Origin of the sequence: Sphingomonas sp. LY54, assembly GCF_035594035.1 — a bacterium.
Lineage (GTDB): Bacteria > Pseudomonadota > Alphaproteobacteria > Sphingomonadales > Sphingomonadaceae > Allosphingosinicella.
The window spans coordinates 1,052,109-1,067,939 of the sequence record NZ_CP141588.1 but is presented as its reverse complement, the minus strand read 5'-3'; the positions used below and the strand labels follow the sequence as shown (position 1 = coordinate 1,067,939).

Sequence of the window (15,831 nt, the reverse complement as noted above, 5' to 3'; positions counted from 1 at the left end):
TTATTACGGTAGATTAATCCTCGCGGCGCACGCTATGCAGTGCCGGTGGGGTGGAGGTATAATGTTATACGACGCGTATGAAATGCAGCGCTCGCTGCTCGCCGGCGCAAGCACCCTCGCCAATATCGGCGCCGGTTGGATGCAAAACCCCGCAAATCCGTTTTCCTACAGCGGCATGGGTCCGATCGTCGCCTCTGCGCTCGATGTGTTCGCCCACGCCTCCGCGCCGCGGGGCAAGCCGGAATTCGGGCTCGAGACGACCCTCGTCAACGGCGAGGAGGTCGCGGTCCATGAAGAGGTGGTGCTAAGAAAGCCGTTCGGGCAGCTGAAGCGCTTCCGTCGCGAAGGGATCGAGGATTCCCCGCGCCTGCTGATCGTGGCGCCGATGTCCGGCCACTATGCGACTCTGCTGCGCGGCACCGTCGAGCGGATGCTGCCGAAGCACGACGTCTACATCACCGACTGGCGCGACGCGAAGCTCGTGCCCTTGAGCGACGGGCGCTTCGATCTCGACGATTATATCGACTATTTGGTCGCCTTCCTCGAACATATCGGCCCGGGCGCGCATATGCTCGCGGTCTGCCAGCCGTCGGTGCCTTGCTATGCCGCTGCGGCGGTCATGTCGGAGAACAAGCATCCGGCGCGGCCCAAGACGCTGACCATGATGGGCGGACCTATCGACACGCGCGAGGCGCCGACCGCGGTCAACACGCTGGCCACGCAGCGCCCGCATGCCTGGTTCGAGAAGAATGTCATCGCGACCGTGCCTTATTCCTATCCCGGCGCGGGCCGGCACGTTTATCCGGGGTTCCTACAGCTCGCCGGCTTCATGACGATGAACCTCGGCAGCCACCTCACCAGCCATTGGGAGATGTTCAAGCATCTCGTCGACGGCGACGGCGAGAGCGCCGACGCGACCAAGGATTTCTACGAGGAATATCGCTCGGTCTGCGACATGACCGAGGAATTCTACCTCCAGACCGTCGACGCGGTGTTCCAGCGCCACCTGCTGCCGAAGGGCGAGCTGATGCATCGCGGCCGGCGGGTGGACCCGGCGGCGATCACCGACATCGCCATCCTCGCGATCGAGGGCGAACGCGACGACATTTCGGGCATCGGCCAGACCAAGGCGGCGCTCAATATCTCGACGTCGCTGCCCGAGGAGCTGAAGCGCTATCATCTCGCCGCGGGCGTCGGCCATTACGGCATCTTCAACGGCAGCAAGTGGCGCGAGCGGATCGCCCCGGTGGTCGAGGACTGGATCGCCCAGCATAATGGCTGAGCGTTCGACGGCCCGGTAGCCCGTCACAGAGTGCCGGCGGACCGTTCCACGCGGAGCGCGGCCTCGACCATCCGTTCCCAGACGGCGACGTCGCCGGCGGCCGCCATGACTGGGTCGGGCTCGCGCAAGGTGCGCAGGACCGACAAAGCGTCGTCCACATATTCGTGCCAGGTCTCGTCGACGTTCGGCCCGGCCGACGGATCGTCGCCCTCGGCATTGATGCTGATCTGGCGCCCCGCCAGCACGCGGGCGATGCGCTCGACGAGCGTCAGGTTCGATACCGGCATTTGCGTCTCCTCCGTTCGTCAAGGATAACGGGAGAAGGGGCCGGCGGTTGCTTCAGTCGAAATCGAGGCCGAGCAGCCACGCGACGATCAGCGCGGTCAGCAACCAGACCAGCACGATGAGGAGCGCGCCCAATGCCGAGCCGGGGCGCTCGGCGGCCGCCGCGGCTTCCGCGCGATGCTCCTCGAACAGGCCGTCGGGCAGCAGCTTCAGGAACAGCCAGATGCCGAGCGGTATCAGCACCGCTTCGTCGAGCAGGCCCAGAACCGGGATGAAGTCCGGAATCAGGTCGATCGGCGACAGCGCATAGGCCGCGACCAGCAGGCCGAGCGCCCGGGCATACCAGGGGGTGCGCGGATCGCGCGCCGCCAGCCAGGCAGCGTGCGCGTCTACCCGGATGCGATGCGCGAGCGATGCCGGGCCGCTGCGGCGGGACGGCCGCGCCGGTGGTTCGGCCATCCCGTCGTTCCTCAAAGCACTTCGAACAGGCCGGCAGCGCCCATGCCGCCGCCGACGCACATCGTCACGACGACATATTTCGCGCCCCGGCGCTTGCCCTCGATCAGAGCGTGGCCGGTAAGCCGCGCGCCCGACATGCCGTAGGGATGGCCGATCGAGATCGCGCCGCCGTTGACGTTCAACTTGTCGTCGGGAATGCCGAGCCGGTCCTGGCAATAGAGGACCTGGACGGCGAAGGCCTCGTTCAGCTCCCACAGCCCGATATCGTCGACGGTGAGGCCGAAGCGGCTGAGCAATTTGGGCACGGCGAACACGGGGCCGATTCCCATCTCGTCGGGCTCGGTGCCGGCGACGGCCATGCCGACATAGCGGCCGAGCGGCGTGAGGCCGCGCTGCGCCGCGAGGCCCGCGTCCATCACCACGCAGGCCGAGGCGCCGTCCGACAGCTGGCTGGCATTGCCGGCCGTGATCATGGCTTCGGGACCCATCACAGGTTGGAGCGATGCCAAGCCTTCGAGCGTGGTCTCCGGACGATTGCCCTCGTCCTTGGCGAGCGTGACTTCCTGCATGGAGGTCTCGCCGGTCGCCTTGTCCTTCACCATCATCTTGGTGGTGACGGCGACGATCTCGTCGTCGAACTTGCCGGCGGCCTGGGCGGCGGCGGTGCGCTGCTGCGAGCGCAGCGCATATTCGTCCTGCTGCTGGCGGCTAACGCTGTAGCGCTTGCCCACGACCTCAGCCGTGTTGATCATCGGCATGTAGACGCCATTGTGCATCGACAGCAGGTCCGGATCGGGCCCGAGCCGCATTTCGGGGGTCTGGACCAGCGAGATCGATTCGACGCCGCCGGCGACGCACACATCCATGCGATCGACGATCACCTGCTTGGCCGCGGTCGCAATCGCCATCAGCCCCGAGGCGCACTGACGGTCGATCGACATGCCGGCCACCGAGACCGGGAGGCCCGAGCGCAGCGCCGCGGTGCGGCCGATCGTCGTCTGTACGCCCTGCTGGAGGGCGGCGCCCATGATCACATCCTCGATCTCGGCCGGATCGAGTCCGGCGCGTTCGACGGCCGCGCGGATGGCGTGGCTCGCCAGGGTGGGCGAGGGCGTGGCGTTGAAGGCGCCGCGATAGGCGCGCCCGATCGGCGTGCGGGCGGTGGATACGATGACGGCGTCGCGGGTCATGGGCATTCTCTCCTTTAAACGAATATCATGCCGATCCAGTCGGCCTGCAATGCGGGACGGTCTTCGTCCTGTATTTCGACGATGACCTGGTGCACGAACTGCCACTGGCCGGGCTTCTTCTCCTCGGCCGACGCCAGCGTGAAATGGCCGCGCACGCGCTTGCCCGAACGGACGGGCGCGATGAAGCGGACTTTCTCGAAGCCATAATTCACCGCCATTTTCGTGGTCTCGGGGACGAGCATCACGCTCGCAGCCATCTGGCTCAGCAGAGACAGGGTGAGGAATCCGTGGGCGACCGTGCCGCCGAACGGGGTTTTCGCGGCGGCGTCCGGATCGACGTGGATGAACTGGTGGTCGCCGGTGACGTCCGCGAACGTGTCGATGTCGGTTTGGCTGATCGCGATCCAGGGCGAGGCGCCAAGCTCGGTCCCGACCTTGCTCCTGATCTCGTCGAGACTGGCGACCGGCATGTGGCATCCCCCGTGATTGTCGCGGGCGCCTTCGTCCGCTAGTGGGCCGGTCTAGAACCTCGCCGAGGCGAGACTCAACCCCTTGGGAGTGTCAAAGATGGTGGCTGGCGAAGCGAACGCTACGGCATCGGCGCGTGCGGAAATTTCGCGTTTGTTTCGTGCACCCGAGCCCGAGGTGCTGGCCGACCTTCTGCCCGCTGCCACGCTCAGCCCCGAATCGCGCCGCCGGGTCGAAAACCGCGCGCTCGACATGCTCGCCGAATTGCGCAGCGCCCAGGCGAGCGGCTGGGTGAACCAGTTCCTCCAGGAATATCGCCTCAACACGTCCGAAGGGATCGCCTTGCTGTCGCTGGCCGAGGCCTTCCTGCGCGTGCCCGATCCCGAGACCGCCGATTTGCTCATCGCCGACAAGCTCGGCAATGCCGACTGGAAGGCACACAAGGGCAAGTCCAACTCGGCTTTGGTCAATTCGGCGACCTGGGGCCTCGTCATCGGCCGCGCCCTGGTCAGCGAGAGCGAGCAGGCAGGCGCGCTCAAGAAGCTGATCGCGCGGGCCGGCGAGCCGTTCGTCCGTCAGGCGGTTGGCGCGGCGATGCGCATGATGGGCGAGATCTTCGTCATGGGCCGTACGATCGAGGAAGCGATCGCGCGCATGCGCAGACGAGAGAATAAGGGCTTCACCGCCAGCTTCGACATGCTCGGCGAGGCGGCGCGCACCTTCCCCGACGCGGAGCGCTATTTCAAATCCTACGAGAATGCGATCCGCGCTGTGGGCAAGGCCAGCAAGGAAGGCCACTCGATCTCGGTCAAGCTGTCGGCGCTACACCCGCGCTACGAGGTCGGCCAATACGAACGGTCGGTGTCGTCGCTGATCGAGCAGGTCGAGGCCCTGGCCACGTTGGCCAAGGACGCAGACATCGCGTTCACGATCGACGCCGAGGAGACCGAGCGGCTCGAGATGAGCCTCGATATCATCGAGGCGGTCGCCAGCCTTCCCGCCCTCAAGGGCTGGGACGGGCTCGGCATGGCGATCCAGGCCTATGGCAAGCGCGCGCGGCCGACCATCGCCTGGGCCAATGCCGTGGGCGAGAAGACCGGCCGCCGCATCGCCGCGCGCCTCGTCAAGGGCGCCTACTGGGACAGCGAGATCAAGCACGCCCAGGAGCAGGGGCTGTCGGACTATCCGCTCTTCACGCGCAAGGCCGCCACCGACGTGGCCTATCTGGCCGGCGCGCGCGACATGCTCGCCGCCAAACATATCTATCCGGCCTTCGCCACCCACAATGCGCTGACCGTTGCCACGATCCTCGAATGGGCCGGCGATAGCCGCGACTTCGAGTTCCAGCGGCTGCACGGCATGGGCGAGGGGCTCTACGAGAAGCTCGTGCGCGAGGAGGGCTACCACACCCGCATCTACGCGCCGGTCGGCGGCCACCGCGACCTGCTCGCCTATCTCGTCCGCCGCCTGCTCGAGAACGGCGCCAACTCGTCCTTCGTGCACCAGCTGGCCGACGAGACCATGACCGACGCCGACATCCTCGCCGATCCGGTCAAGAAGATCGCGGCCGTCGGCGGCACGCGGCATCCGGGCATCCCGCTTCCTAAGGACCTGTTCGGCGTTGAGCGCCGCAACAGCGAGGGCCTCGACCTCAATCAGCGCAGCGAGCTCAGCCGCGTCGCGGCCGTCGTGGCCAAGCCACTGGGCTTCGCGCCGACCCCCGCCAGCGTCACCGCGCGTGAGGCGGTCGACCGTGCGCTCGGCGGCTTTACCGCCTGGTCTTCGGCGAGCGTCGAGCATCGCGCCTCGCGCCTCGAGCGGCTGGCCGATCTGCTCGAAGAGCATCGCGATACCTTGATGGCGCTGGCCGTCCAGGAGGCGAAGAAGACGATTCCGGATGCGCTGGGTGAGGTCCGCGAGGCCGTCGATTTCTGTCGCTATTACGCCCAGCAGGCGCGCACCGGCTTGCAGCCGGTCGAGCTGCCTGGGCCGACCGGCGAACGCAACGTCATGCGGCTCGAAGGCCGCGGCGCCTGGGTCTGCATCGCGCCGTGGAACTTCCCGCTCGCCATCTTCCTCGGCCAGGTCACCGCCGCCCTGGTCGCCGGCAACACCGTCGTAGCCAAGCCGGCGCCACAGACGCCCGAAATCGCCGCTTATGCGGTCGGCCTCGCCCATGCTGCCGGCATTCCCGAGGATGCGCTGGTGCTCGCCGTCGGCGGCCCCGAAATGGGCCAGGCGCTGATGGAGGATGTGCGCATCGCCGGCGTCGCCTTCACCGGCTCGACCGCGACCGCCAAGCGCATCGCCCGCACGCTGCTGGTCGACGACGAGCGGCCGATCGTGCCGCTGATCGCCGAGACCGGCGGCATCAACGCGATGATCGTCGATTCGACTGCGCTTCCCGAGCAGGTAGTGGCCGACGTGGTCACCTCGGCCTTCCGATCGGCCGGCCAGCGCTGCTCGGCCCTGCGCGTGCTGCTGCTGCAGGAGGAGATTGCCGACCGCACGCTCGAGATGCTCGGCGGCGCGATGGACACCCTGGTCGTCGGCGATCCGGCCGACCCGCGCACCGATGTCGGGCCGGTGATCGACCAAGCCGCTTACGACCGGCTGATGGAGCGGCGCGCGGCGATGCAGAATAGCTGGCTCAAGACGATCCCGGTGCCCGAGCAGGGCCTGTTCGTGCCGCCGACCGCGATCGGGGTGGACCGGATCGAGGACGTCGACCGCGAATGGTTCGGTCCTTTGCTTCACGTCACCACTTGGAAGGCGGGGCAGCTCGCCGAAACCGTGGCGCGGGTTAATCGCAGCGGCTTCGGCCTCACCATGGGCCTGCACAGCCGCATCGCGCGCTCGGCCGAGGAGGTGCAGGAGCTCGCCCGGGTCGGCAACCTCTACGTCAACCGCTCGATGATCGGCGCGATCGTCGGCTCGCAGCCGTTTGGTGGCGAAGGCCTGTCCGGCACCGGCCCCAAGGCCGGCGGCCCGCATTATCTGCCGCGCTTCTGCATGGAGCGGGTGACGAGCACCGACACGACTTCGTCGGGCGGCAACGCGACCTTGCTGTCGCTGGACGACGTCGGCTTCTGATCTTCCCCTCTCAGAAGGGACGTTCGTCGCGCGTTGCGGCGGCTTCGTCGTTCGTTTCGCCTGGTTAACCACATTCGTCGAAAAGCCCCGAGGCTTTGTCGACCTGCCGTGTCGCGCGCGCCGCCATTCGGGGAAACCGCCTCCAACCAGTTGAGCAAGAGGCGAACCAGCGTGATCTATCATGTCTCGATCGAAGCCGACGATCCCCGCCACACGGCCGGCGTGCTGGCGGAGATCATGGGCGGCGTGGCCGCGCCCTTCCCGCATGTGGGCAAGGGTTCGTGGGTCGCGCTCGCCGGCGACGCCCACGGCACGCTGATCGAAGTCTATCCGCGCGGCACCGAGCTCCACCAGGGCGAAGGCCATATGGACGGGTTCGCGATCGCGGGCACGCATCGCCGCCACGGCGCGGTCCACCTCGCCATCGGCACCGAACTTGCCATCGAGCGCATCTATGCGATCGGCGCGCACGAGGGTTGGACCACCAAATATTGCCGGCGCGGCGGCGCCTTCGGCGTGATCGAATTTTGGATCGACAATTGCCTGATGATCGAGGTGCTGACCGACGAGATGCAGCGCGAATATCGCGACGCGATCACCGTCCAGGACATGCTGGCCATGGTCGCCGAGGCTTCGCCGGCGGAGACTCAAGAACCTGCCTCTACCACGCCCGCAGCGGAGGCCCGCCAGCGTCAGATGGCAGCCTGAGGCCTAATTGTCGCAATCCTCGGTCGCGAGCATCTTTACGTGCGGGTAGGGCATGATCAACTCGCCGTCCGGCGCGGCCGTGAAGCTGACCTGCGTGGGGTAGGCGAATTCGATGCCCTGCGTCGCGAACGCCTTCAGCATCTCGATGAAGATCGCGTGGCGGGTCATGAAGACATATTCGTAATCGAGCGAGTGGATGTCGAACTGCAGCTCGAAGTCGAGACTTGAGGCGCCGAAGCCGATCAGGCCGCAGCGGACCATGGTGGCATGGTCATGCCCCTCGACAATGCCGCGCACCAGCTCCGGAATCCCGTCCAGCACCTCGGGCGGCGTCTGATAGGTAACCCCGAACATCTGCACCATGCGGCGGTGTTCGAGGTTGGTATAATTGTGGAGCTGCTGCTCGAGCAATTTGGCGTTGGAGACGACGACCTCCTCGCCGGAGAGCGAGCGGATGCGCGTGGTCTTGAGCCCGATCTGCTCGACCGACCCGTTGATCTGGCCGACCTTGATGCCGTCGCCCTTGCGGAACGGCTTGTCGAAGATGATCGAGAGGGCCGCGAACAGGTCCGAGAAAATGCCCTGCGCGGCGAGACCGATGGCGATGCCGCCGATGCCGAGGCCGGCGACAAGGCCGGTCACGTTCACGCCGAGATTGTCGAGGATCAGGATGATCGCGATCGCGAATACGGCCACGCTGACGAGCAGGCGGATGATGCCGATCGCCGATCCCAGCGTGCTATGCTCCTCGGCGACGCCGACGCGGTGCTGGATGAAGCCGAGGATCAGTTCGCGCGCCCAGATCGCGGCCTGGAGCGCTGCGGCGATGACGAACAGGACGTTGATCACGCGCAACAGCGCGAGCGGCGTCGCCGCATGCTCGGCAACGAGCTCCGCCGAGCACATGATGATGAAGAAGAGATTCGTCCGGGAGAGGACGCGCGCGAAGATGATGCGCCAATGGGTGTCGCCGGCCGCACCGCTGGCCATCAGGCGGCATGCCAGCGCGCGCACGCCGAGGAGCACGAGCGCGATGACGGCGCCGAGGCCGGCCGCGATCAGGATGTCGAGGCCGTTGGTGCTGATCCAGCCCGAAGTCTGGGTGGCGATCTCGACGCTCTTCTCGGACAGGTTCTCGGCGGCGTCGATCACGCTCCCGTTATTCGCGTTACTCATCAGGCTGCTTCTGCCTTCAGCTTCGCCTGTGCCTTCGCTGCCATGTCCGCTTCCGCCTGCTTCTTCGATTTGCCTTTAGCCTTTGCCTCAGCCGCGGCCTTCGCGTCCACCCTTGCCGTCTCGCCGGGGAGGGCGTCCAGGAACGCGACCAGGCCGCGCTCGGCGGCGCTCAGATATTTGGTGGCGCGCGGGAGCTTCGCCGCGCCGATCGCCCCGGCGTCCTTGGCGGCCTCGATCAGCGCAGGGTGGACATAGGATTTGCGGCTGATCGCGGGCGTGTTGCCGAGCGCCTCGGCAACCGGCGCGATCACGCTCTTCAGCCTTATCTTGTCGCTGTCGGCGGCGCGCCTGACCATCTCCTCGAATGCGATGACGCTGGCGCCCCAGGTCCGGAAATCCTTGGCGGTGAAATCGTCGCCGGTCGCCTCCTTCACGTAGCCGTTGACGTCGCTCGACGTGACCGGCCGGACCGATCCGTCCTCGTCGAGAAATTCGAACAGATTCTGGCCAGGCAGGTCCTGGGTGCGCTTGGCGATGCGGGCGAGGCTGCGGTCGTTGACGGTGACGCAGCGTTTGATCCCGTGCTTGCCGGTATAGGTGATCTGCAGGCTTCGGCTGTTCACGCGGGCGTGGCGGTTGCGCAACGTCGTGGCGCCGAAGCTTTTGTTCTCCTTGGCATATTCCTCGTTGCCGACGCGCATGTAGGTGGCGTCGATCAGGCGCACGACTGCGGCCAGCACGGTGTCGCAGCCGATCTTGCGGCGGGCCATGTCCTGCTCAACGCGCCGCCGCAGCTTCGGCAGGGCGCGCCCGAACGCGGCCAGCCGCTCATATTTGAGGGTCTCCTGCTGTTCGCGGAAGCGGGGATGGTAGCGATATTGCTTGCGGCCCTTCGCATCGTAGCCGACCGCCTGGATGTGGCCGTTCGGCTTCGGGCAGAACCAGCATCGCTCATAGGCGGGCGGCATGCCGATCCCGTTCAGCCGGTCGATCTCGTCGCGGTCGGTGATGCGTTTCCCCTGCGCATCGAAATATTGCCAGTAGCGGCCGTGGCGTTTGCGGGTGATGCCGGGAGAGGAATCTTCGACATAGCAGAGCATCGGAATCGGGGATTTCCTTTTCGTGACGGCGCGATAACCGGTCGCGACACCGCTTCGTTCCGGAACGCGCCGCGGTCGGGCTTCGTTGGAGGATCACACTTTCCCGAGGAGATATGAAGATGCCGGACATTGCCGAGGCCAGGATCCTGATGATCGCCACGGACGGCTTCGAGGATTCGGAGCTGCTGGTGCCGCGGCAGACTTTGATCGACCGCGGCGCGACCGTGACGCTCGCCTCGCTGCAACTCAGCGAGATCAAGGGCGACAACGGCAAGACGATCATGCCGGACGCGACCATATACGATGTCGACAGCAAGGACTTCGACGCCCTGGTCCTGCCCGGCGGGACCAAGAATCCGGACAAATTGCGGATGGAGGAATCGGTCGTCTACACGATCAAGAAGTTCGTCGACGCCGGCAAGCCGGTCGCGGCGATCTGCCACGGCCCTTGGCTGCTGGTCGAGGCGGACGTGGTGCGTGGCCGTACCGTGACCAGCTGGCCCTCGATCCGCACCGACCTCCGCAACGCCGGCGCCGAGGTGGTCGACAAGGAGGTGGTGGTGGACGGCAATCTCGTCACCAGCCGCAAGCCCGAGGATATTCCCGCCTTCACCGACGCATTCATCGAGCTCGTCGAGAGCGCGGACACGCGGATGGAAACCGCCTGATCAGTTTGCGACGGGCGCGGCGGTTCCTATCCAGGGCCGCCGCGCCATGGCTTTCGTGCGGGTGCCGACCCAGCCGTCGAAGCCGATCTGGACGGCGACCAGCATGAAGATGAACGGCTGGTAGGCGATGCCGACGAACAGGGCACCGACGAGGTAGATGATCTGCGCGTGCTGGAGGGCGGTCGCGAGCGGCGCAATCCACGCATCCTGGCCTTCCGCCGCGCGATAACGCCGGCGCAGAACCTCCATACGGACGAGGCCGATGCCGTGGATCAGGAGGTAGAGGGCGAGGCCCGGAAAGCCCTGCTCGCCGAGCATCTCGAAATAGGAGCTGTGATAGGCGCGGGCCGAATCCTGGTGCGCCTTGGCCTGGACGACCTGCACCGACCCGGCGGTCTGGCTGGCGACTGTCTCGACGCGCAGATTGTTGCCGAGATAGGCGTCGAAGCCGCCGCCCATCGGATGGTCCTGGGCGTAGTTCCAGGTCCAGGCCCAGACGGCGAGGCGGGTCGTCGCCGAACTGTCGGCCTGGTAGGTGGCGATCGTGCCCATGCGGCTGGTGAAGCTCTGCGGCAGGAACGGGATTGCGGCCATCATCGCGAGCCCGACGAAGGCGGCGTAGACGAAGCGGTTCTTCGCGTCGCGCAGGCTGAGCGCGCCGAGGACGGCGATGCAGACGAGGCCGGTGCGCGCCTCGGTGCCGACCGGCATCAGCAGGCAGGAGAAGATCAGGGCGTAAGCGAACAGGCGCACGCGCCAGTCGGGCGGGAAGATCGTGCCATGGCGCGACAGCCAGTGGATCACCGGGATGAGGGCGATCGAAACGGCCGAGATGATGCTGCCTTCGTAGAGGCCGCTATTGTTCTCGACCATCAGGTTGAGCGCGCCGTAGCCGCCGCCGGCCATCACCGTCTTCAGGCCGCCGACGATGACGATCGCGCCCGCCGAGAGGGTCATGAACAGCAGATAGGCCTCGATGCGAAGCTTCGTGCCGAGCGTGAAGGGGAGGAAGATGGCCCAGAAGAGCGATTTCCAGACCCAGTCCCATTTCTCCAGCGCCTCGACCGGGTAATCGGCATAGAGCGTCGTCGCGCCGCAATAAGCGAGCAGGATCAGGATCAGCCACTGCCGGCCGGCGACCCGAAAGCCGTTCTTCTTGTCGAGCAGCAGCCAGCCGCCCACCGCTACCGCCGCCGCCAGCATCGAGATCGGGATGCTGTTCAGCAGATAATAGCTCAGCCGCTGGGGCGAGACGATGTCGACATAGGCGTAGGCCAGCACCCACAGGAACGGGCGCTTCAACCCGAATGCGAGCAAGGCCGCGATGAAGGCGATGAAAGCGAGGTCACGCACCGGGCGCATCCTCGTCGTCGAGATCGGGCCGGAACAGCAGGCGCCAGGCGGCCAGGGCCATCAACCCATGCGTCAGGGCGAGCGCGAAACTGTCGATCATGTGCGTGCGGTCCCGCGGCGTTCGTTGCCAGCCTTGTAGGCACGCGCGGTTGACGCGGCGTTAAGCCCGATGTGGCAAACGCGCTCCATGCGCATTCTCCACGTCCTGGATCACAGCCTGCCGCTCCACAGCGGCTATACATTTCGGACGCGCGCGATCCTGAAGGCGCAGATTGCGCAGGGCTGGGACGTCGCCTGCCTGACTGGCGTGCGCCACGCCGCGCCGGGCCCGGATCCGGAAGTGATCGACGGAATCACCTTCTATCGGACGCCCGGCCGTGCGTCCGGCCCGCCTTTGCTGCGCGAATTGCGCGAGGTGCGGATGCTCGCCGACCGGCTCGACCGGCTGGCTGAGGAGTGGAAACCGGACCAGTTGCACGCCCACTCGCCAGTGCTGACCGCGCTGGCCGCCCTGCGTGTGGCGCGGAAGCGGAAGCTGCCCCTGCTCTACGAGATCCGCGCCTTTTGGGAGGATGCCGCGGTCGGCAACGGCACCGGGCGCGAGGGGTCGCTGCGCTATCGGCTGACGCGCCTGCTTGAAACGCACGCGGTTCGCCGGGCCGACGCCGTCGCCGTGATCTGCGAGGGGCTGCGCCGCGACCTGGTCGCGCGTGGCATCGACGCCGACAAGATTCTCGTCTCGCCCAACGGCGTCGACATGGGCATGTTCGGCCAGCCCTTGCCCTATGACCGTGACTTCGCCGAGGAACTCGGCCTGGACGGCGCAGACGTGATCGGGTTCATCGGCTCATTCTACGATTATGAAGGGCTCGACGATCTGATCGCCGCGATGCCGCTTCTGGTGGCAATGCGTCCGGACGCGCATCTGCTTCTGGTCGGCGGCGGGCCGATGGAAGCGGCGCTGAAGGCGCAGGCCGCGGCATCGCCGGCGGCGGGACGGATCCATTTCATCGGCCGCGTGCCGCACGAGCAGGTCGAGCTTTATTACGGGCTGATCGACATCCTCGCTTACCCGCGCAAGGCGATGCGGCTGACCGAGCTGGTGACGCCGCTGAAGCCGCTCGAGGCGATGGCGCAGCGCAAGCTGGTCGCGGCGTCGGACGTCGGCGGCCATCGCGAACTGATCGAGGACGGCGTCACCGGCACCCTGTTCCCGCCGGACGACCCTGCAGCCCTGGCAGCGGCGCTCGATGGGCTACTGGGCGAGCGCAACGGCTGGGAGGCGCGGCGGGACACGGCCCGCGCCTTCGTCGAGCGCGATCGTAACTGGTCATTGAACATTTCCAATTATGCTCCCGCTTATCGGAAACTGACTGGCATGGCTTTGTAATGGCATCGAAAAGCATCGTGAGGCGGGGGAGCGGCGTGCGCTTCTCACTCGATCTGCCCATGGCGGGGCTGGCCGCCTTGTCGGTTGCGTTCGTCGCTTATGCGATGCCCGACGCCTTCTTCGCCGACGCCATCGCCGGGACCGGCCTGTCCGCGATCCTGCCCGCCGCCGCACCGCCGCTCGGCCAGACCGCGCGCCTGTCAGTCATCGTTGCCGCTGCGCTGGGAACGTTCGTGCTGATCTGGCTGGTGCTGCGCGCGATCGGCAGCCGCCCTTCCGAGGCGCCGGTGCGGGCACGGTCGGCCGAAGTGCCGGCCGATCCGCCGCGACTGCGCCGTGCAGATTTCCACCCCGACGCCCCGTCGCGCCGGCCGCTCTTCGCCGGGCTGGACCTTGGCGAGCCGGCCCAAGCCGAGACGCCCGATCTGCCGCGCTTCCTGATGCCCGAACCGGATGAGGAAGTGGAAAAGGCCGAGGAAGCGGAGGAATGGCTCGAGCTCACCGAAGCCGAGATGGTTGAGCCGGTGATCGAGGATATCCCGCACGTCGAGGCATATGAGGAGGAGCCGGAGGCCGCCGAGGCCGAAGTCTATCCGGAAGACGAGATCGCCTGCCCGCCCGATGCCGGGGCCGCAGCCGTAGCCGCGGACGAACGCATGCCGACCATCCCCGAACTGATGGAACGGCTGGAGCAGGGTCTGCTCCGCCGCCAGATGCGCGAGACGCGCGTCGCGGCCGAGCCCGTCATCGACGCGGTCCCGTTCGACGATCCGGTCGACGCGCGGCTGCGTAGCGCGCTCGACGACCTTCAGAAAATGGCCGCGCGCCGGCCCTAGGCGTCCTCGACGGTCAGCGCCTCAATCCGCAGGCGCGTCCGCGGGTCGCCCGCCGGATCGGCGAACCGTTCCTCCGAAACCAGGGCGATGTCGGCGAGGATGTGGCCGCGCAGCGCAAACTCCGCGCTTTCGAGATTATCCAGGAACGAGTCGGCCGATGCCCAAGCATTCGGCCCCTCCAGCCGGAAGGTGAGGTCGTGCCGCGCCCCGGTGAAGGTGGCGCTTGCCCACTGGCGGCTGACGATCTCCTCGAACACGATGCGGTCGACTCGCTCGATCCGCGCGCAGACCGCGCGCAGCAGGGCGCTGGTGGCGTCGTTGATCAGCGGCCGCATAGCGTGCCTCCCTGCTCGCGTTCATCGATGAAAGCGCAGATGCGGGCGGCGGTGCGGGGGCGGAGCTCGCGGCCCCGGCGCAGGTCGTGGACCAGGCGTGGGTCGTTGAGCGCCGTGCGTCCGAATCCGGTGGCGGTCATGCCGGTCTTTCTGAGATGGCTCTCCACGCGCTGCAGCAGGTGCATCTGTCTCTCCTTCCGACTCGAATGTTCTCGCTATGTTCACAATCGAAGGAGATTTCCTACTTGTCTAGGAAAATTCCTATGATAGGATCGAAGAATGGACGCGCGCGCAGAATTGGAGCGCCTCATCAGGGAGCGAGGCGAGGATTATGCCTCGCTATCGCGGCTGATCGGCCGCAACGCCGCTTATGTGCAGCAGTTCATCAAGCGCGGCACGCCCAGGACCCTCGCGGAGGAGGACCGGCGCATCCTCGCGCGCTATTTCGGCGTGCCGGAGGAAAGGCTTGGCGGCCAGCCGGCTTCAGCCGACGCGGCCGGCCATGTGATCGTCCCGCATCTGGAGTTGGGCGCGTCGGCGGGGCCGGGCGCGCTGCCCGGCGACGAGCGCGCGAAATCCCATTTCGCCTTCGATTCCCAATGGCTTAAACGGCTTGGGGCGGGCGACGTGCGCGGGCTCTCGATCATCGGCGTCGAGGGCGATTCGATGGTCCCGACCCTGGCCGACGGCGACGAGATCATGGTCGATCGCAGCGATGTCGCGGGCCGGCTGCGCGACGGCATCTACGTGCTACGGATCGAGGATGCGCTGATGGTGAAGAGGCTGTCGGTCAATCCGGTCGCGCGGACCGCTTCGATCAGCAGCGACAATTCCGCCTATCCGAGCTGGCCCGATTGTCCGCTCGACGAGATTGACGTGGTCGGTCGCGTGGTGTGGGCCGGGCGGAGGATCGCCTAGCGGCGCCGATCCCGCCGCCACAGCACCACGGCGAGGATCACGCCGGTGGCGAGGCCGACGACGAAGCCGGCGCTCGGCTGGCCGACGATCATGCCCGCGACGGAGCCGACGATGACGCTGGCAGCAATGAGGAAGCCGCCGGCCTGGGTGCGGTTGGACTGGGGTGCGTTCATGCGCGGTCCTTTGGCAGGTCGCCGCCCGCGATGCCAGCCCCTGGATGGTGAAGATCGCGTTGACCCAGCCGGTGCGCCATTTTGAAACCCGGGCGGGCTAGACGCAAAGCGGACGCTAAGAACACAAGATGCGGGGACCTCTTGCGAGAGCATATCCATGTGGATCGCGCGGCATTGGCCGAAGCGACCGAATTGATGCAGCATTATGGCGAGCTCGCGCAGACGGAGGCGGCCGACCGGGCCGACCGCAGCCGGACGCTCGGCAACGTCATCCATTTCTGCCATTGGCGGCAGATCGAGCGCGCGATCACGATGCTCCGTGGCGAAGACGTGACGGACACGGTCCACTAGGGTTAACGCCCTTATAATCCCGCTGGCGGAGCGCTCCGCCCCCGGC

At 66.7% G+C, this 15,831-nt stretch carries 18 protein-coding genes; 8 read left to right on the top strand and 10 right to left on the bottom strand.

Translation table 11 applies throughout. The features are described from left to right. The first annotated feature begins 61 nt into the window (after positions 1-61). Entirely contained in the window at positions 62-1,282 is a 1,221-nt protein-coding gene (locus SH591_RS05460) for a polyhydroxyalkanoate depolymerase (RefSeq protein ID WP_324750858.1), read from the top strand. Positions 1,283-1,305: 23 nt separating this feature from the next. Here the strand turns inward: SH591_RS05460 and SH591_RS05455 are convergent, their stop codons facing one another. From SH591_RS05455 to SH591_RS05440, 4 genes are read right to left on the bottom strand one after another with little or no spacing between them, the layout of a single operon-like run. Continuing rightward, on the bottom strand, positions 1,306-1,569 hold the full coding sequence (locus SH591_RS05455) for a hypothetical protein (protein WP_324750857.1): 264 nt from the start codon (positions 1,567-1,569) through the stop codon (positions 1,306-1,308). A gap of 52 nt (positions 1,570-1,621) precedes the next feature. Then, positions 1,622-2,026 (bottom strand): YkvA family protein, encoded by a 405-nt coding sequence (locus SH591_RS05450; RefSeq protein WP_322831916.1) that lies wholly within the window; start codon positions 2,024-2,026, stop codon positions 1,622-1,624. 11 nt (positions 2,027-2,037) lie between these two features. Next, positions 2,038-3,216: an acetyl-CoA C-acyltransferase gene (locus tag SH591_RS05445; RefSeq protein WP_324750856.1), complete on the bottom strand. Its 1,179-nt coding sequence runs from the start codon at positions 3,214-3,216 to the stop codon at positions 2,038-2,040. 14 nt (positions 3,217-3,230) lie between these two features. Continuing rightward, on the bottom strand, positions 3,231-3,686 hold the full coding sequence (locus tag SH591_RS05440) for a MaoC family dehydratase (RefSeq protein ID WP_324750855.1): 456 nt from the start codon (positions 3,684-3,686) through the stop codon (positions 3,231-3,233). Positions 3,687-3,828: 142 nt separating this feature from the next. Here SH591_RS05440 and SH591_RS05435 point away from each other — a divergent pair, with 142 nt between their 5' ends. Beyond that, positions 3,829-6,777 (top strand): L-glutamate gamma-semialdehyde dehydrogenase, encoded by a 2,949-nt coding sequence (locus tag SH591_RS05435; RefSeq protein ID WP_416385230.1) that lies wholly within the window; start codon positions 3,829-3,831, stop codon positions 6,775-6,777. Positions 6,778-6,948: 171 nt separating this feature from the next. Next, positions 6,949-7,485, top strand: a complete 537-nt coding sequence (locus tag SH591_RS05430) for a hypothetical protein (RefSeq protein ID WP_324750853.1) — start codon at positions 6,949-6,951, stop codon at positions 7,483-7,485. A gap of 3 nt (positions 7,486-7,488) precedes the next feature. On the opposite strand, the gene SH591_RS05425 is transcribed toward SH591_RS05430, so the two are convergent. Both SH591_RS05425 and SH591_RS05420 read right to left on the bottom strand, forming a co-directional pair. Beyond that, on the bottom strand, positions 7,489-8,661 hold the full coding sequence (locus SH591_RS05425; protein ID WP_324750852.1) for a mechanosensitive ion channel family protein: 1,173 nt from the start codon (positions 8,659-8,661) through the stop codon (positions 7,489-7,491). Further along, positions 8,661-9,761, bottom strand: a complete 1,101-nt coding sequence (locus SH591_RS05420; protein WP_324750851.1) for a DNA topoisomerase IB — start codon at positions 9,759-9,761, stop codon at positions 8,661-8,663. Before SH591_RS05420 ends, SH591_RS05425 begins: the two co-directional genes overlap by 1 nt. A gap of 119 nt (positions 9,762-9,880) precedes the next feature. Between SH591_RS05420 and SH591_RS05415 the strand changes: the two genes are divergently transcribed. Then, on the top strand, positions 9,881-10,429 hold the full coding sequence (locus SH591_RS05415; RefSeq protein WP_324751334.1) for a type 1 glutamine amidotransferase domain-containing protein: 549 nt from the start codon (positions 9,881-9,883) through the stop codon (positions 10,427-10,429). On the opposite strand, the gene SH591_RS05410 is transcribed toward SH591_RS05415, so the two are convergent. After that, positions 10,430-11,782, bottom strand: a complete 1,353-nt coding sequence (locus SH591_RS05410) for a putative O-glycosylation ligase, exosortase A system-associated (protein WP_324750850.1) — start codon at positions 11,780-11,782, stop codon at positions 10,430-10,432. It lies immediately after the preceding gene. A 187-nt stretch (positions 11,783-11,969) separates the two neighbouring features. Here SH591_RS05410 and SH591_RS05405 point away from each other — a divergent pair, with 187 nt between their 5' ends. Together SH591_RS05405 and SH591_RS05400 are read left to right on the top strand one after the other, a co-directional pair. After that, positions 11,970-13,172 (top strand): TIGR04063 family PEP-CTERM/XrtA system glycosyltransferase, encoded by a 1,203-nt coding sequence (locus SH591_RS05405; protein ID WP_324750849.1) that lies wholly within the window; start codon positions 11,970-11,972, stop codon positions 13,170-13,172. Next, the gene (locus SH591_RS05400; protein WP_324750848.1) at positions 13,172-14,008 is read left to right on the top strand and encodes a hypothetical protein; all 837 of its coding nucleotides are present in this window, start codon (positions 13,172-13,174) and stop codon (positions 14,006-14,008) included. The genes SH591_RS05405 and SH591_RS05400 overlap by 1 nt, the downstream gene beginning before the upstream one ends. On the opposite strand, the gene SH591_RS05395 is transcribed toward SH591_RS05400, so the two are convergent. Both SH591_RS05395 and SH591_RS05390 read right to left on the bottom strand, forming a co-directional pair. Then, entirely contained in the window at positions 14,005-14,343 is a 339-nt protein-coding gene (locus tag SH591_RS05395; RefSeq protein WP_324750847.1) for a hypothetical protein, read from the bottom strand. The two genes, SH591_RS05400 and SH591_RS05395, sit on opposite strands and share 4 nt — an antisense overlap. Then, positions 14,331-14,528, bottom strand: coding sequence for a hypothetical protein (locus SH591_RS05390; RefSeq protein ID WP_324750846.1), 198 nt, complete (start codon positions 14,526-14,528; stop codon positions 14,331-14,333). Before SH591_RS05390 ends, SH591_RS05395 begins: the two co-directional genes overlap by 13 nt. Positions 14,529-14,622: 94 nt before the next feature. On the opposite strand from SH591_RS05390, the gene SH591_RS05385 reads away from it, so the two are divergent. After that, positions 14,623-15,261 carry a S24 family peptidase gene (locus SH591_RS05385; RefSeq protein ID WP_324750845.1) on the top strand — a complete coding sequence of 213 codons (639 nt, stop codon included), beginning with the start codon at positions 14,623-14,625 and terminating at the stop codon, positions 15,259-15,261. Here the strand turns inward: SH591_RS05385 and SH591_RS05380 are convergent. Further along, the gene (locus SH591_RS05380) at positions 15,258-15,434 is read right to left on the bottom strand and encodes a hypothetical protein (protein ID WP_324750844.1); all 177 of its coding nucleotides are present in this window, start codon (positions 15,432-15,434) and stop codon (positions 15,258-15,260) included. The two genes, SH591_RS05385 and SH591_RS05380, sit on opposite strands and share 4 nt — an antisense overlap. A gap of 174 nt (positions 15,435-15,608) precedes the next feature. Here SH591_RS05380 and SH591_RS05375 point away from each other — a divergent pair, with 174 nt between their 5' ends. Beyond that, a complete protein-coding gene (locus SH591_RS05375) occupies positions 15,609-15,785 on the top strand; it encodes a hypothetical protein (protein ID WP_322832331.1) in 177 nt (58 codons plus the stop codon). Positions 15,786-15,831 lie beyond the last annotated feature (46 nt).

What these genes read in the sequence shown, in the direction of transcription:
- SH591_RS05460 (WP_324750858.1), top strand. Translation starts at nt 62, where the DNA reads ATGTTATACGACGCGTATGAAATGCAGCGCTCGCTGCTCGCCGGCGCA.
- SH591_RS05455 (WP_324750857.1), bottom strand. Translation starts at nt 1,569, where the DNA reads ATGCCGGTATCGAACCTGACGCTCGTCGAGCGCATCGCCCGCGTGCTG.
- SH591_RS05450 (WP_322831916.1), bottom strand. Translation starts at nt 2,026, where the DNA reads ATGGCCGAACCACCGGCGCGGCCGTCCCGCCGCAGCGGCCCGGCATCG.
- SH591_RS05445 (WP_324750856.1), bottom strand. Translation starts at nt 3,216, where the DNA reads ATGACCCGCGACGCCGTCATCGTATCCACCGCCCGCACGCCGATCGGG.
- SH591_RS05440 (WP_324750855.1), bottom strand. Translation starts at nt 3,686, where the DNA reads ATGCCGGTCGCCAGTCTCGACGAGATCAGGAGCAAGGTCGGGACCGAG.
- SH591_RS05425 (WP_324750852.1), bottom strand. Translation starts at nt 8,661, where the DNA reads ATGAGTAACGCGAATAACGGGAGCGTGATCGACGCCGCCGAGAACCTG.
- SH591_RS05420 (WP_324750851.1), bottom strand. Translation starts at nt 9,761, where the DNA reads ATGCTCTGCTATGTCGAAGATTCCTCTCCCGGCATCACCCGCAAACGC.
- SH591_RS05415 (WP_324751334.1), top strand. Translation starts at nt 9,881, where the DNA reads ATGCCGGACATTGCCGAGGCCAGGATCCTGATGATCGCCACGGACGGC.
- SH591_RS05405 (WP_324750849.1), top strand. Translation starts at nt 11,970, where the DNA reads ATGCGCATTCTCCACGTCCTGGATCACAGCCTGCCGCTCCACAGCGGC.
- SH591_RS05400 (WP_324750848.1), top strand. Translation starts at nt 13,172, where the DNA reads ATGGCATCGAAAAGCATCGTGAGGCGGGGGAGCGGCGTGCGCTTCTCA.
- SH591_RS05395 (WP_324750847.1), bottom strand. Translation starts at nt 14,343, where the DNA reads ATGCGGCCGCTGATCAACGACGCCACCAGCGCCCTGCTGCGCGCGGTC.
- SH591_RS05390 (WP_324750846.1), bottom strand. Translation starts at nt 14,528, where the DNA reads ATGCACCTGCTGCAGCGCGTGGAGAGCCATCTCAGAAAGACCGGCATG.
- SH591_RS05385 (WP_324750845.1), top strand. Translation starts at nt 14,623, where the DNA reads ATGGACGCGCGCGCAGAATTGGAGCGCCTCATCAGGGAGCGAGGCGAG.
- SH591_RS05380 (WP_324750844.1), bottom strand. Translation starts at nt 15,434, where the DNA reads ATGAACGCACCCCAGTCCAACCGCACCCAGGCCGGCGGCTTCCTCATT.